At 51.6% G+C, this 14,226-nt stretch carries 13 protein-coding genes; all 13 read right to left on the bottom strand.

Features of this window, described 5'->3' with window-relative positions:
* Positions 1-96: 96 nt before the first annotated feature.
* Complete coding sequence (locus tag DWX59_RS00570) at positions 97-1,485, bottom strand: glycine--tRNA ligase (protein ID WP_117557127.1); 1,389 nt, start codon at positions 1,483-1,485, stop codon at positions 97-99.
* A 36-nt stretch (positions 1,486-1,521) separates the two neighbouring features.
* Positions 1,522-2,175: a hypothetical protein gene (locus tag DWX59_RS00575; RefSeq protein ID WP_117555367.1), complete on the bottom strand. Its 654-nt coding sequence runs from the start codon at positions 2,173-2,175 to the stop codon at positions 1,522-1,524.
* Between the two features lie 109 nt (positions 2,176-2,284).
* Positions 2,285-2,935, bottom strand: a complete 651-nt coding sequence (gene recO, locus DWX59_RS00580) for a DNA repair protein RecO (RefSeq protein WP_117557129.1) — start codon at positions 2,933-2,935, stop codon at positions 2,285-2,287.
* A gap of 93 nt (positions 2,936-3,028) precedes the next feature.
* The gene (era, locus tag DWX59_RS00585; protein ID WP_117555368.1) at positions 3,029-3,940 is read right to left on the bottom strand and encodes a GTPase Era; all 912 of its coding nucleotides are present in this window, start codon (positions 3,938-3,940) and stop codon (positions 3,029-3,031) included.
* A 13-nt stretch (positions 3,941-3,953) separates the two neighbouring features.
* Positions 3,954-6,923 (bottom strand): insulinase family protein, encoded by a 2,970-nt coding sequence (locus tag DWX59_RS00590; RefSeq protein ID WP_117555369.1) that lies wholly within the window; start codon positions 6,921-6,923, stop codon positions 3,954-3,956.
* Positions 6,924-6,993: 70 nt separating this feature from the next.
* The gene (locus DWX59_RS00595; RefSeq protein WP_117555370.1) at positions 6,994-7,821 is read right to left on the bottom strand and encodes a YdcF family protein; all 828 of its coding nucleotides are present in this window, start codon (positions 7,819-7,821) and stop codon (positions 6,994-6,996) included.
* Positions 7,822-7,864: 43 nt separating this feature from the next.
* On the bottom strand, positions 7,865-9,100 hold the full coding sequence (locus DWX59_RS00600; protein WP_117555371.1) for a peptidase U32 family protein: 1,236 nt from the start codon (positions 9,098-9,100) through the stop codon (positions 7,865-7,867).
* 24 nt (positions 9,101-9,124) lie between these two features.
* Positions 9,125-9,772, bottom strand: coding sequence for an O-methyltransferase (locus tag DWX59_RS00605; protein WP_117555372.1), 648 nt, complete (start codon positions 9,770-9,772; stop codon positions 9,125-9,127).
* Complete coding sequence (locus DWX59_RS00610) at positions 9,769-10,449, bottom strand: endolytic transglycosylase MltG (RefSeq protein WP_117557131.1); 681 nt, start codon at positions 10,447-10,449, stop codon at positions 9,769-9,771. Before DWX59_RS00610 ends, DWX59_RS00605 begins: the two co-directional genes overlap by 4 nt.
* A gap of 100 nt (positions 10,450-10,549) precedes the next feature.
* Positions 10,550-12,715, bottom strand: a complete 2,166-nt coding sequence (locus DWX59_RS00615; RefSeq protein ID WP_227115966.1) for a ribonuclease J — start codon at positions 12,713-12,715, stop codon at positions 10,550-10,552.
* 167 nt (positions 12,716-12,882) lie between these two features.
* Positions 12,883-13,161 (bottom strand): DUF1292 domain-containing protein, encoded by a 279-nt coding sequence (locus tag DWX59_RS00620; protein ID WP_117555373.1) that lies wholly within the window; start codon positions 13,159-13,161, stop codon positions 12,883-12,885.
* Complete coding sequence (gene ruvX / locus DWX59_RS00625) at positions 13,151-13,597, bottom strand: Holliday junction resolvase RuvX (RefSeq protein WP_117555374.1); 447 nt, start codon at positions 13,595-13,597, stop codon at positions 13,151-13,153. The genes DWX59_RS00620 and ruvX overlap by 11 nt, the downstream gene beginning before the upstream one ends.
* A 321-nt stretch (positions 13,598-13,918) precedes the next feature.
* Entirely contained in the window at positions 13,919-14,179 is a 261-nt protein-coding gene (locus DWX59_RS00635; protein WP_008718501.1) for an IreB family regulatory phosphoprotein, read from the bottom strand.
* Between the last annotated feature and the right edge of the window lie 47 nt (positions 14,180-14,226).

Here is a 14,226-nt window from a genome sequence, read left to right on the forward strand (position 1 = left end):
TCCAGGCCAATCCTTAAGGTGTGCAGCTCTCTGTCATTATCTCATCATAACATCATGCCATATATAACTCTATGGAATGTAAATACTCAATTTCCCCTAAAACATGAACTTATCAGCAAAGTAATCCTTCAGCCCGCTGATTGGAATCCTTACCTGCTCCATGGTATCCCTGTCACGTACCGTCACTGACTGGTCTTCCTCAGAATCAAAGTCATAGGTGATACAGAACGGAGTGCCAATCTCATCCTGTCTTCTGTATCTCTTGCCGATATTGCCCCTGTCGTCAAATTCACAGTTAAAGTACTTGGAAAGCTCGGTGTAAACCTTCTCAGCGCCCTGGTTGAGTTTCTTGGACAGCGGAAGCACCCCTACCTTTACAGGTGCAAGGGCCGGATGGAAATGAAGCACGGTCCTCACATCCCCTTCGCCAATCTCTTCCTCATCATATGCAGCGCAGAGGAATGCCAGTGTCACACGGTCAGCTCCCAGGGATGGCTCGATTACGTATGGGATGTACTTTTCCTTTGCCTCGTCGTCAAAATAGGACATATCCTGTCCTGATACGTTCTGATGCTGTGTCAGGTCATAATCCGTCCTGTCGGCAATTCCCCACAGCTCGCCCCATCCGAATGGGAACAGGAACTCCAAATCCGTGGTTGCCTTGCTGTAAAAGGACAGCTCTTCCTTCTCATGATCCCTTGCACGCATCTCATCTTCCTTGATTCCAAGGGCTTTTAACCAGTCAATGCAATACTGCTTCCAGTATGCAAACCACTCCAGATCCGTATCAGGCTTACAGAAGAACTCCAGTTCCATCTGCTCAAATTCCCTTGTACGGAACGTAAAGTTACCTGGTGTGATCTCGTTACGGAATGACTTGCCGATCTGGGCAATTCCAAAGGGGACCTTTTTCCTTGAAGTCCTCTGTACATTCTTAAAGTTGACAAAAATACCCTGTGCTGTCTCCGGACGGAGATAAACCGTATTCTTGGCATCCTCAGTCACGCCCTGGAAGGTCTTGAACATCAGGTTGAACTGGCGGATTTCCGTAAAGTCATGGGCGCCGCAGCTTGGGCAGCAGATATGATTGTCATCAATATACTGCTTCATCTGCTCCTGGGACCATGCGTCCACGGAGCCTTCCATCTTAATGCCGTGTTCATCGTTAAAATCCTCAATCAGTTTATCTGCGCGGAACCTCTCCTTACACTGCTTACAGTCCATCAGTGGATCGGAGAAACCGCCCAGGTGTCCGCTGGCCACCCATGTCTGGGGATTCATCAGGATTGCACAGTCAACCCCCACATTGTATGGGCTTTCCATTACAAACTTCTGCCACCATGCCTTTTTTACATTGTTCTTCAGTTCCACGCCAAGGTTGCCGTAGTCCCAGGTATTGGCAAGGCCGCCGTAGATTTCAGAGCCGGGATAGACAAATCCCCTGTTCTTTGCCAGCGCCACAATTTTTTCCATTGTCTTTTCCATATCCGTATCCTCTCTTTTATCTTCATTCATTTTATATTAATCTAAAATGATATAACTGGTGCCTTCCTCCGGCGTCTCAACCGTACTGGAATCCCTCAGGCTGCATCCGTCACTGACATAAAGTATCTTCTTTTCCGTCTTGATGACACCGGGCCCCTCTGCCTTTACCAAAAACTGCTGGCCGTCCGACACTGCCTGGGATGCATCCACCGCATTGCCCTTCATATCCTTAAAGGCCACGGCCTCCAGGCCCTGGCCCAGCACTGCCACCCTGCCTGCTTCCAGCGCCGTAAAGGTCACGTTATAGTCCCCGATTTCCCTTGCAAACTCCACAATACGTGAAGCCGTATCATATTCAGTTATGGTAAAGGCCTTACCATCCCCGATTTTGGCTGATACAAGAGCTACAGGCAGTTTCTCAGCGCCCTCGGTGTTCTCAGACTTTTCCGCCTTGCCAAGGGAAGCGTTGAAGCTGCTGATCCGCTCCTGCACAAATGCCGTCAGCTCCTCCTCCGGATAATCCCCTTTGTCATAGGTTTCCACGGATACCCACTGGACATTGCCATCCTTTTCTATCATTACGCTGTTCTCCACAGGCGTTCCCTTGCCCGGTGCACCGATTCCGGCACAGCCCGTGGCCAGGACCGCGGCTGTCATGAGAGCCAGCGCCATTACCATGATTTTCTTCATACTCAATCCTTTCGTGTAATTAATCCGCAGACCCGCTCCGGCTCCCGCCACGGGCCTACCCGGATATTATATCCTCTACATCCTATAATTTCAAGCCTTAGAATGTATTTTATCCGGTGAGCACATCCAAAATCTCAAGGGATTTGAACTCGTGGCGCACATAATAGCGCCTGCTGGCCTCCACCACTGACTCAAACTCCCTCATCACATCATCCTTCAGGATGAATTTATAAAGGGATTCTGACGGGGAACACACCACATATTCCCAGGCATAGCTGCAGGATTCCGAAACCGGCCTTGGAGGTTCCTCTGTATACTCCCCATTTATAACCATGGATTTAAGCTCAAACACCCGCCTTGCCAGCCGGTTGGGGATGGACGGGTTCAAAAGGGCGCGCAGGGACTGGTAGAGCAGCTTTAAAAGTTCGGTTCCATCCATGTTTTCCTGTGAAAAATAATCCGCAACCTCCAGAAAATAGGAGCCATAACATGTGCACTCCATATCCAGGGACAATCCGTCAAAGTAATTGGCTATCTGCGATGACTGGAGGTTATAGGCGCTCCTCCCCTCATACAGTGTGAATGTCCCAAAGGAAAAAGGCCTGCTGGATGCCATCAGGGGATTGCCGGGTTTTCTGGCTCCATGGGCAAACGCAGTAATACGTCCCCGCTCCCTTGTGAGCAGCACCAGCCTCCTGTCATAATCCCCGGAAGGGGCTGAAATGAGGACCATCCCGGTCAGCGTTACTGTCTCTCTCATTTCAGATTCCCCTCCCCTCTGCTTATCCATCAGACCTTATCTCATTGCCATGCCGTGGTATCCGCCACTAATCTGTTGCAAATACAACATTTCCTACACATTCCTGCCGTCATAACCATAGTTCTTCATATAGAGCTCGCTGTCCCGCCATTCCTTTCTGACCTTGACCCACAGCTTTAAATTCACCTGGATATCCATCATATGCTCGATATCCTTCCTGGCTTCCGTGCCAATCCGCTTTAGCATGCTTCCGCCCTTACCGATGATGATACCCTTGTGGGAATCCCTCTCGCACACAATGCTGGCGTCAATATCCATGATACCGTCCGGCCGCTCCTTCATCCTCTCAATGGTCACCGCAATTCCGTGGGGAATCTCGTCGTTCAGGAGGCGCAGCGCCTTTTCCCGGATTAACTCAGCCGCAATCTGGCGCATGGGCTGGTCCGTCACCGTGTCCTCATCATAAAACTGCGGACCATAGGGAAGGTACCTGAAAATCAGCTCTGTAAGCAGATCCGTATTCTTCTCCTTCAGGGCAGACAGGGGTACAATCTCCGCAAAGTCACATACGTCCTTGTATGCCGCCATGAAGGTAAGGATTTCATCCTGGTTCTTAACCGTATCAATCTTATTGATGACCAGGATGATTGGCGTCTTAACCTTGTTCAGCTGCTCCGCAATATGGCGCTCCCCTGCCCCGATAAAGGTGCTTGGCTCCACCAGCCACAGTATGACATCCACATCCTTCAGGGTGTGCTCAGCCACATTGACCATGTATTCGCCCAGCTTGTTCTTGGCTTTGTGGATGCCCGGCGTGTCCACAAAGATGATCTGCCCCCTGTCGTCCGTGTAAACGGTCTGTATCCGGTTCCTGGTGGTCTGGGGCTTGTCGGACGTAATTGCAATCTTCTGGCCGATCAGATGGTTCATCAGGGTGGATTTGCCCACATTGGGCCGCCCGATCAGTGTCACAAAGCCTGATTTCTTCTGTGTATTCTCTTCCATTCATATCTCCTTATCAGTGGTACAGATTCTTGATTTCCCCAAACATTGCCCGGTCCGCCTTAATCTGCTCATCATTGCCGATCACGCACAGCGCTCCGGTGTCCAGAACGGCCTGGACGATGTCTGCCAGGTTCCTTATATCCTCCTGGGTCACGTCCAGGATTTCCTCCCTCTCCTGCTGTATCATGTCATCGGTCACGCCGGAGAGATAAGCGGAAAGGTTCCTGCTGCCCTTCAGCGACGGGGTAAGGGGTGTATCCACATCACTGATAGTGCCAATCACATATTTGGTCATATCCCGTTCATCAATGGAGAAGCCTCTCAGATAATCCGGTATACCCTCGTATATTTCATTGGTTTTCGCCATATTCGGGTCGCGGTAGGATACCATGTACCCTTCCCCAGACCTTCCGAAGCTGCTCATACAGCCGTAGGCCCCGCCTTTTACACGCAGGTTCATCCAGAGATACTCATAGTTCATGATTACCTTCAGGACCCTCAGCGCCCCGGTATACGAGAGGCTGCGTCCATTGACCGTCTTATCTGCAAAGGAACCGCACCTGGCCACATAATTGACCTGTGAAGCTGTCTTATAGCCCTCATTGCGGTTGCCTGCTTCAAAGGAAAAGGCATATTTTTTACCGCTGCCTTCCAAAAGACCTGCCTTAAATGTCCGAAGTTCCACAGGAAGACGTCCATAGCCCTCCTCATCAGCCGTATACGCCACAAGGATATTATCCTTTGTAAACAGCTGACGGGCCGTGTCCTTAAGCTTTTCAATCAGTTCTTTCCTGTACTGCGGCTCCTCACCGTACCTGCGGCTTACATACTCCAAAAACTGATAATATCCGATTCCGCCTATGATATCATTAAATGCCGAGGTTGCTGAATAGTAGGAGGACGCCCTGCCAACCGCGGCTGCATGGGAGGAATCCTCCATTTTCATCCTGGCCCTGGAACGCGTTTCGTCCAGGATTTCCCCCAGGCGCTTCTCATTATCCAGATTGGAACGCGTAAGGATTTCGGTCAGTATGGAAAATGCAAAATCCAGTTTTTCATACAGAACCTTGGCGCTGGCCACAAAGGCGCCGGTAAACCGGCCCGGATTAGCCATGTCCGGAAATGAACTTACTGCAAAGCTCACCCCCCCGCTGTTTAAATATATCTCGCTGGATAAATCACTGTAGCCGTAATGTTCCGTATCCACATATCCTAAAACAGACTTGAGGAGGCCCACATAGGAAAGGTCTTCCACCGGCACGCGGTCCGTATCAAAAAGCACCTTCAGATAACCGATGCCAGAAGTAAACATACTGCTGTGGATTACCCTTACCCCGTCTTCCATCTTAAGTTCATAGGAAAGCTTTGTACCTTCCCGGTTAATGTCTTCCCGTTTGAGCATGGGGATTTTCTCCAGATCCTCCTGGGAAGAGGTTTCCTCCTGGTATGCCTTCAGCGCCTTGGTCCTGGCCACAAGTCCTTCAATCTCTTCCCTGTCAAGGGAGGCCTTATGGGCCGCAAGACGTTCTGCCAGCTTCCTGTCCTCCTCGGCTGTCTGGTTTACCCTGGGGCTTACCATGATTACAGCCTCATGGGGGTTATCCAACAGATATTTGAGGATCAGCTGCTCAAAGTAGCCTTCCCCTGCCGCCTTCTTAAGAAAATCAAAGGTCTTCTGGTATTCCAGATGCAGCATCGGGTCCCCGCCATACAGCCAGCTGTCCATGGACCACAGGCCGTACATAAGCCCTTTGGGGGCGGAACCATAGTCGGCTTCCCTGTAACGGAACTCATAATAATTCAGTCCGGCCAGAAGGCTCCTTTTATCAATGCCCTGGTCAGCAAGCCTGCGGAGGGTGCCCTTGACAACTGCCAGGAACTCCCCCTTCTGCTCCCTGTTGGCATTCTTGGCAACCACGGAAAAATAGGGCTGGAGGATTCCGCTGTCATACCCGCCCAGGATATCCTGCCCAATCCCAGCATCAATCAATGCCTGTTTCAGAGGCGCGCCCGGGGCGTTAATCAAGGTATATTCCAGTATCTGAAAAGCCACATACAGCTCCGGATCTAAATCCGTCCCAACCACCGTATTCACGGACAGATAGGTCCTGTCGGCCGTACCTTCCTCCTCTGTGACAGAATAGGTAATCTCCCTTTCCACCGGGCAGTCAAATGCCTTCTGCATGGGAATGGAAGAATCCACATAGCAATCCTTCCTGTCATACCTGCACAGATATTCCTCATCCAGCCATGTAAGCTTCTGCACCATATCCATGTCTCCATACAGATAGATATAGCTGTTGGCCGGATGGTAATAATTCCTGTGGAATTCAATAAACTGTTCATAAGTCAGATTAGGAATCACGGCCGGGTCCCCGCCTGACTCATTGGCATAGGTGGTGTCCGGAAACAGTACGTTCCTGGTGAACCGGTCCAGCACACTCTCAGGAGAGGAAAATGCACCCTTCATCTCATTATACACAACTCCGTTAATGGTCAGGTCATCCTCAGGGGACTGCATCTCATAATGCCATCCCTCCTGCAGGAAAATCTTGGGCTCCCTGTAGATGGCAGGGTGAAGCACCCCGTCCAGGTACACGTCCATCAGGTTCTGGAAATCCTTTTCATTGCAGCTGGCCACTGGATACACGGTCTTATCCGGATAGGTCATGGCGTTTAAGAATGTATTTAAAGAACCCTTGACCAGTTCCACAAACGGGTCCTTGACCGGGAACTTATCAGACCCCTCCAGCACGCTGTGTTCCAGAATATGCGGAAGGCCGGTGCTGTCCTCAGGAGGTGTCCGGAAACCAATGCAGAACACCTTGTTATCGTCATCATTTGACATAAGGAACAACCTTGCCCCGCTCTTGATATGTTCCAGCACCATTGCGCCGGAATCCATTTCCTCCACAAACTTCTCCTTAGCCACACGGTAGGCCGCCAGTTCTTTGACTGCTTCCAGTTTCCTTTCATCTGCCATAGATTCACTCTCTCCATTCTATATCATACTACTTTATAGTCTGCCTTGGTTGCCCCGGCTTATTCACAACCTACATATTTCCCATAAGCCTGTCCTTTACAATGGACGCGCATTCCCGGACACACAGATGGATGAACAGCACAGGGTCCGAATCAGCCGATATTCCATAGACATTGTCAAATCCCCACTTTTCAGCGGTCAGCCTGGCCCTGTATATATGGAAATTGCTGGTAAGGACACCGATTTCCAATGGTTTGTCCGGCGCAATGGCATAGGGTACCGAAGTGGTCCTGCGGGTCAGCGGGACCAGTTCCTTCTTATCCCGGTTCCGGTGCTCCTCAATCACGACCTTGCTGTAAGCGATATTCTCCACCGTGCTCACTGACCGGTCCTCGATGAGAAGCTGTTCCGGCCTGACCCCGTTGTATTCCAGGTACTGGCGCATCACTTCCGCCTCGCTCACATCTTCCCCCGGCCCGCGCCCGCCGGAAAGCACCAGTATGGTGTCCGGGTTCTCCTGCGCATATTCGATTGCCTTATCCAGCCGTTTTTTTAATGAATTGCTCACCGTGTGCTCCTTTACCCTGGCACCCAGCACAATTACATAATCCAGGTTTTTCTTATCCGAGGAAGCCGCGCCCAGAAATACAAGCACACAGAGCACAGCCAGCGCCACAACCCCTGCCACGCAGGTGGTGACAACGGATACAGGTACCCATCTGGGAATCCGGTCCATGTTCCTGCTGTAATACCAGCGTCCATAAACAAGGAAAAACAGCAGGGCTGCAAAAAACAGCCAGATAAAAGCAAAGGACGTCCCGATACCCGCATACACAACAATCACTATAAAATAGGCAATGCACAGCACTCCAAGCCCAATCAGTATTCCGTCCGCCATCCCCAGGCACCTCCTGTCAACAGATACTTCCATGTATATCCGGTCAATTTTCCTCTTTTTTCCGCAAAATATCGTAAACCGCCAGGTCTGCCCCCGGCTCCAGGTCAATCCAGAGAACCTGCTTGGGATGCGGCGCGCTGTCCTGCGCATTCCCTTCCTCATCCCTTATGGCAGCCACCCGGGCCATGAGATTGCGGCCATCCGGCTTCATGACCTCTATGGAATCGCCCACAGAGAATTTGTTCTTCTGTTCTATCCTGCACCTTCCCTGGCCGTCCGCCTGTTCCACGGTGCCAAGATAGGTATAGTTCTTCACATATGTGTTATTGTCGTATATCTGCGCATCCTCAGCAGGCCTGCCAAAGTAGAAACCGGTTGTAAACTCCCGGTAGGTACATTTGCCTATCTCCTGTCTGTACCACTCCATATTGGCTTTGTAGAGGGCCGGGTCCTTATTGTAATCGTCAATGGCCTTCCGGTAAGTCCTGGCAACCGTGGCAACATACAGGGCGGTCTTCATCCTGCCCTCTATCTTGAAGCTGTCGATTCCCGCATCAATCATCTCCGGGATATGCCCGATCATGCACAGGTCCTTGGAATTGAAGATGAAGGTGCCACGTTCATTTTCATATACAGGCATATACTCCCCCGGCCTTGTCTCCTCCACAATGGAATACTTCCAGCGGCACGGATGGGTGCAGGCGCCCTGGTTGGCATCCCTTCCCACAAAGTAATTGCTTAACAGGCATCTTCCTGAATAGGAAATGCACATGGCGCCATGTATGAAGCTCTCAATCTCCATGTCCTCCGGGATCCGGGACCGTATCTCCTTGATTTCCGCCAGCGAAAGTTCCCTTGCCGTAACCACCCGGCTGGCGCCAAGCTGGTGCCAGAACAGGTAAGTACCATAGTTTGTATTGTTGGCCTGGGTGCTGATGTGGATTTCCATGTGGGGAAGCACCCTTTTTGCAATGGCAAACACGCCTGGATCAGAAATGATCAGGGCGTCAGGACCAACTTCTTTTAATTCTTCAAAATAAGCCTCCACCCCCGGCAGGTCCCCGTTATGGGCCAGGATATTGGCCGTAACATAGACTTTAACCCCGCGCGTATGGGCAAAGGCAATTCCTTCCTTCATCTCTTCTTTGGAAAAATTATGGGCCTTGGCCCGAAGGCCGAAGGCCTCACCTCCAATATATACGGCGTCCGCCCCATAAATGACAGCTGTCTTAAGCACATCCAGGCTTCCCGCCGGTATCAACAATTCGGTCTTTCTCATTTTCTTCTCTCCACAGAACTAAAACTATTTTATCCTGGTGCTGATTGTCACGCCATCCCCGATAGGTATTACCGCTGTCTCCAATTCCTCCATGTGTTTCAGGGTATGGAGGTATTCCCGCATCCTGCTGTGGATGGTCCTGTTCCTGCGCTGGACGGCAAATCTGGATTCCACGATATCGCCGTCCTGGAGCACATTGTCCGATATCAGGACCGCACCCACGGGCATGACTTTCAGTAACTGCGGCAGCCAGTGCAGGTACTGCCCCTTGGCCGCATCCATGAACACCAGGTCAAAGCTCCTGCCTTCCAGTTCCTTAAGAAGTACATCCGCATCCCCCTCCAACAGGGTAATCCTGCCTTCTTCCCCCGCCTTCTTAAAATTCCTGCGGGCCACAGGGATTCTCTTCCCATACTTTTCAATGGTAGTTATATGGCATTCACGGGGCATGGCCTGGCACATAAGAAGCGCCGAGTAACCCACCGCCGTGCCGATTTCCAGTATCCGGGCCGGCTTAAGGGCGGCCACCATGGTGCGCAGCAAGGACGCTGTCTCCCTTTTTATGATGGGGACATACGCCTCCAGCGCCTCTTTCTCTATTGTGTCTAAAAGCACTCCCTGGCTGGATTCCAGGGAGTGCAGATAATCCCTTATCCTGTCGTTCACAATCATGGATCCTGCCCCTCAGTCACGTCCTCAAACCATCCGCCTTCCATCTCCTGGTCCTCGCCCTCGTAGGTCTCCTGGTTGGCCATCTCATCGCTGCTTTCCGCCTCCGGATCCATGGACCGGCCTGGTGCAGCGGCCTCCTGGCTGTCCGCATCCCCGGCAGCCCCTGCCTGACCGGCAGCAGCCGGAGCAGCAGTCTTTCCTTCCGGGGCAGTTTCCCCGGCGGATCCGACAGTCCTGGCCGCGGGCGCGGCAGCAGCCTTGCCTCCTCCTGACTGGGCCGGTTTGACATCCTCTTCCGTCTCAGGCTTTTCATTGAGCATCTGGAGGATTTCCTTGGAAGTCATGGATGTGTTCAGGGTATAGGTGCCTGGGTAAATGGTATCATAGTCATAGAATTTGCTCTGGAATATAAATGCAAACTCGCTTTTGATAAGCCCTCTGCGGGCCAGGAATTCCGCTGCCTCGGACACGCTTTCGCCCTCGGTCATCTGGACTACCATGTCATGGCCCGGCGGCGCCTCCACTGCTTCCGCATAAAATATCTCATGCCCAAAGGCATATCCCTTGGCCACCGCCTCATACAGCAGCAGGACAATCAGGGCATATACGATGAGCTTCACCGATATGCTGATTATGGTGGTTGTTATCTTGTTGATCTCTCTCGTTCTGTTGCTCATAATCCATTCCTCTTGCCCTGCCTGGCAGACCATGATATCCGGGGACCTCCCGGCGTATCCACGCCGGGATATACCGGCTGCTATCCGCACCGGTGTCCGGTTATACCTCCATGATGATTGGCAGGATTACGGGGTTGCGCTTCATGCGCTTCCATAAAAAGTCACTTAAACTGTCTTTGATGATGTTCTTTATCTTGCCCCAGTCATTGACATGACGGCCCATGCAGTCATCCACCGCATTAACCACCACGGAATGTGCTTCTTCCAGCAGGTCCTCTGATTCCCTGACGTACACAAAGCCCCTGGATACGATGTCCGGTCCTGCAAGAAGCTGGTTGCTGTGCTTTTCTAATGTAAGCACCACTACAATAATACCATTCTGAGCCAGGTTTTGTCTATCCCGCAGTACAATATTGCCAACATCGCCCACTCCAAGGCCATCCACCAGGATTCCTCCGCAGGTCACATGGTCAATCACCTCGCAGGTCTCGCCGTCCAGGGCAACCACATCGCCGGAATTGACCAGCACTGCATTATCCTTGTCAACGCCCATGAACTCAGCCAGTTCCTTCTGCGCAATCCGGTGTCGGTATTCGCCGTGTACCGGTATTGCAAACTTCGGATGGATCAGGGAATAGATTAATTTTAAATCTTCCTGACAGGCATGTCCTGAAACATGGGTATCCTGGTTGATAATCTTGGCCCCCTTCATGGACAGCTCATTGACCACGTTGGAAACAGCCTTTTCATTGCCGGGAATCGGCGTGGAGCTTAAAACAACCACGTCCCGCGGTGTGATGGAGACTTTTTTATGAATGCCGGATGCCATGCGTGAAAGGGCTGCCATGGACTCGCCCTGGCTTCCCGTGGTAATAAGCACGGTGGATTCCGGCGGATAATTCCTCAGATGCTCAATATCAATCAAGGTGCCTTCCGGTACATTGATATAACCCAGCTTACTGGCAATATCCATGACCGTTACCATGCTGCGGCCTTCCACCACCACTTTGCGGCCATACTTATACGCCGTGTTCACCACCTGCTGCACCCTATCCACATTGGACGCAAAGGTCGCAACAATGATGCGCTGGTTCTTATGCTCTGAGAAAATGTTGTCAAAGGTCTTGCCTACCGTGCGCTCAGACATGGTGAATCCCGGCCTGGTGGCATTGGTACTGTCTGCCAGCAGCGCCAGCACACCTTTTTTACCCAGCTCGGCAAAACGCTGAAGGTCAATGGGGTCGCCGAATACCGGCGTATAGTCTATCTTAAAATCGCCTGTGTGAAGCACGATTCCAACCGGCGAGAAGATTGCCAGCGCGGACGCGTCCTGGATGCTGTGGTTGGTCTTAATGAATTCCACCCTGAAGCAGCCCAGGTTCACGGACTGTCCGTGCTTCACAACCTTGCGCTTGGTATTCTTCATCAGCCGGTGTTCCTCCAGCTTGTGCTCTATCAGGGCAATGGTCAGCTTGGTGCCGTATACAGGCACGTTGATCTGCTGAAGGATATAGGGAAGGGCGCCGATATGGTCTTCATGTCCATGGGTAATCACAAAGCCCTTTACCTTATCAATATTCTGCTTCAGATAGCTGACATCCGGTATCACCAGGTCAATGCCCAGCATATCGTCTCCAGGGAATGCAAGGCCGCAGTCCACGATGATGATGCTGTCTTCATACTCAAACGCAGTGATGTTCATTCCAATCTGCTCCAGGCCGCCTAAGGGGATGATCTTCAGTTTCCCTTTGCCGTCCTTCTTGCTGTCCCTGGAAGGCTGCCTCACCGGCGCTTTCAGTTCCTTGGATGCAGATGATGCTTTGGCTGCGGCCGTCCTGGCCTGGGGCCGGGAAGCCTTGGCAGTTCCCTGGCCGGAGCGGTTGTCCTGCTGGGATGCCTTGGCTGCCTTATCCTGCTGGGACGCCTTTTCTGTCTTGGCCTGCTGGGACGCCTTGGATGAGGCCTGGGCTGTCTTTAATCCTGTCTGGGATGTTTTAGCTGATGCCTGCCCGCTGCCGTCCGCTGCCTGCTGCTTTGCCTGTGCAGCCTGTTTGGCAGGTCTTGATGCCTGGGCGCCTTTTCCGCCGCGGCTTCCCTTCTGCCCCTGGCCCCTGCCGGATGCCGAAGCTTCCTTGGCAGCCGGCTCCGCAGCGCGTGTGCCCTGTTCCTTGGAAGCGCTCTTTCTCTGTGCAGGCCTTCTGTTCTGAGGCTTCTTAGCCTGCTGTTCCTGCTGCGCCGCCTGGTCTGCCGCGGCTGTCTGTTCCATGGCAGCTGTCTGTGCCGCTGCCTGTCCTGATACCTCTGTCTGTCCCGATGCACGTTCCGGCGCTCCTGTCTGTCCTGATACTGCTGTCTGCACCGGTGCCGCTGTCTGCGCGCCCATCTCCGGCATATTCTCTTTTTCTTCTAAATTCAAATTGATTCCTCCAATCTCTATTTCTCAAGCTCCACATCTGCATCGCTTAACAGTTCTTCAAACACGCCCATAAGGCCGTCCAGTTCGCGGTCATCTTCCACAAACTCATACACGGCTTCTGCGTCCTGCTGCCCGGATACATCCTTTAAAATGTAACACTCTCCGTCCTGATCCTCCGGTGCATCTGTCACCAGCAGATAGTTTACTGCATTGATTCTTGTTTCCTCTAACACATAAAAGTCCACGGATTCTCCTGAATCCGTTAACATTGTGATCATATCCGTCTTATCTTTCATTGTTCGCTCCTAAACCATTGGACAGACTGTCCAGATATCCCTGTAAAATCATAGCCGCCGCAATCTGGTCCACGCTTTCTTTTCTGTGTTCCCTGCGCACACCGCTTTCAATCAGCACCCTGCTGGCAGCCACGGTTGTGAGGCGTTCATCCCAGAGCACCACAGGAAGGCCTGTCCTTCTCTCAAGGGCAGACTTAAATTCCTCTGTCTTCACAGCGCGCTCCCCAAGCGTATTGTTCATATTCTTAGGATATCCAAGAACAATCCGTTCAATCTCATATTGGCCAATTAATGCCTCTATTCTTGCAAGGGTCTGCCGCAGTTTATTTTCATCTTTGCGTGTAATGGTCTCCACTGTCTGCGCAGTGATACCTAAAGGATCGCACACCGCTACCCCGACTGTCTTTGAGCCAAAATCCAGACCCATGATCCTCATATTCATTTTCCTCCGTTATCCTTAATAAAATAACGCACAACAAAACCAGCTGGTTGTCCACCAACTGATGCATCCCTGTCTTATCTTACATATCCGTACATTGCCGTGAAGGCCCGCTAAACGGGCCTTCTCATCTTTCGCCACGGTGTGCCTGACCGGCCTGTCCCAATCCGGCTGCTTCCAGATGCCAAAACATGTTTTGTCATTCATTCCCACGTCCTGGCAAAGCATCCGGGTACAGCGTCCTGTCCGGCACCCCCTGAACCATACGCCTGTCACGAAAGCATCTTCATGCCGCGTGTCTGAAACTTCAGACACGCCCTACCGCAAACGGGCATCAATATACACAGCCATCAGTTCTTCCAGAATCTCATCCCGTTCAACCTTCATGATAAGGCTTCTGGCACCCTTATGGCTGGTAATATAAGTCGGGTCCCCAGACATGATATATCCCACTATCTGATTCACAGGGTTATATCCTTTCTCGGTCAAGGCAATATACACCTGCTCCAGCACATCGCTTACTTCCATCTTCTTGTCCTGAACAGCTTGAAAATATTGAGTTTCACTTATATTGCCCATGTCATCACGTCCTTTAAGTATTCTTCTCTATTCTACATTATAATTTC

It is taken from the genome of Enterocloster aldenensis, from assembly GCF_003434055.1.
Taxonomy (GTDB): domain Bacteria; phylum Bacillota; class Clostridia; order Lachnospirales; family Lachnospiraceae; genus Enterocloster; species Enterocloster aldenensis.

What these genes read in the sequence shown, in the direction of transcription:
- DWX59_RS00620 (WP_117555373.1), bottom strand. Translation starts at nt 13,161, where the DNA reads ATGAAAGATAAGACGGATATGATCACAATGTTAACGGATTCAGGAGAA.
- DWX59_RS00570 (WP_117557127.1), bottom strand. Translation starts at nt 1,485, where the DNA reads ATGGAAAAGACAATGGAAAAAATTGTGGCGCTGGCAAAGAACAGGGGA.
- recO (WP_117557129.1), bottom strand. Translation starts at nt 2,935, where the DNA reads ATGAGAGAGACAGTAACGCTGACCGGGATGGTCCTCATTTCAGCCCCT.
- DWX59_RS00595 (WP_117555370.1), bottom strand. Translation starts at nt 7,821, where the DNA reads ATGGCGGACGGAATACTGATTGGGCTTGGAGTGCTGTGCATTGCCTAT.
- DWX59_RS00605 (WP_117555372.1), bottom strand. Translation starts at nt 9,772, where the DNA reads ATGATTGTGAACGACAGGATAAGGGATTATCTGCACTCCCTGGAATCC.
- DWX59_RS00575 (WP_117555367.1), bottom strand. Translation starts at nt 2,175, where the DNA reads ATGAAGAAAATCATGGTAATGGCGCTGGCTCTCATGACAGCCGCGGTC.
- ruvX (WP_117555374.1), bottom strand. Translation starts at nt 13,597, where the DNA reads ATGAGGATCATGGGTCTGGATTTTGGCTCAAAGACAGTCGGGGTAGCG.
- DWX59_RS00600 (WP_117555371.1), bottom strand. Translation starts at nt 9,100, where the DNA reads ATGAGAAAGACCGAATTGTTGATACCGGCGGGAAGCCTGGATGTGCTT.
- DWX59_RS00615 (WP_227115966.1), bottom strand. Translation starts at nt 12,715, where the DNA reads ATGGAACAGACAGCCGCGGCAGACCAGGCGGCGCAGCAGGAACAGCAG.
- DWX59_RS00590 (WP_117555369.1), bottom strand. Translation starts at nt 6,923, where the DNA reads ATGGCAGATGAAAGGAAACTGGAAGCAGTCAAAGAACTGGCGGCCTAC.
- DWX59_RS00635 (WP_008718501.1), bottom strand. Translation starts at nt 14,179, where the DNA reads ATGGGCAATATAAGTGAAACTCAATATTTTCAAGCTGTTCAGGACAAG.
- era (WP_117555368.1), bottom strand. Translation starts at nt 3,940, where the DNA reads ATGGAAGAGAATACACAGAAGAAATCAGGCTTTGTGACACTGATCGGG.
- DWX59_RS00610 (WP_117557131.1), bottom strand. Translation starts at nt 10,449, where the DNA reads ATGAGCAACAGAACGAGAGAGATCAACAAGATAACAACCACCATAATC.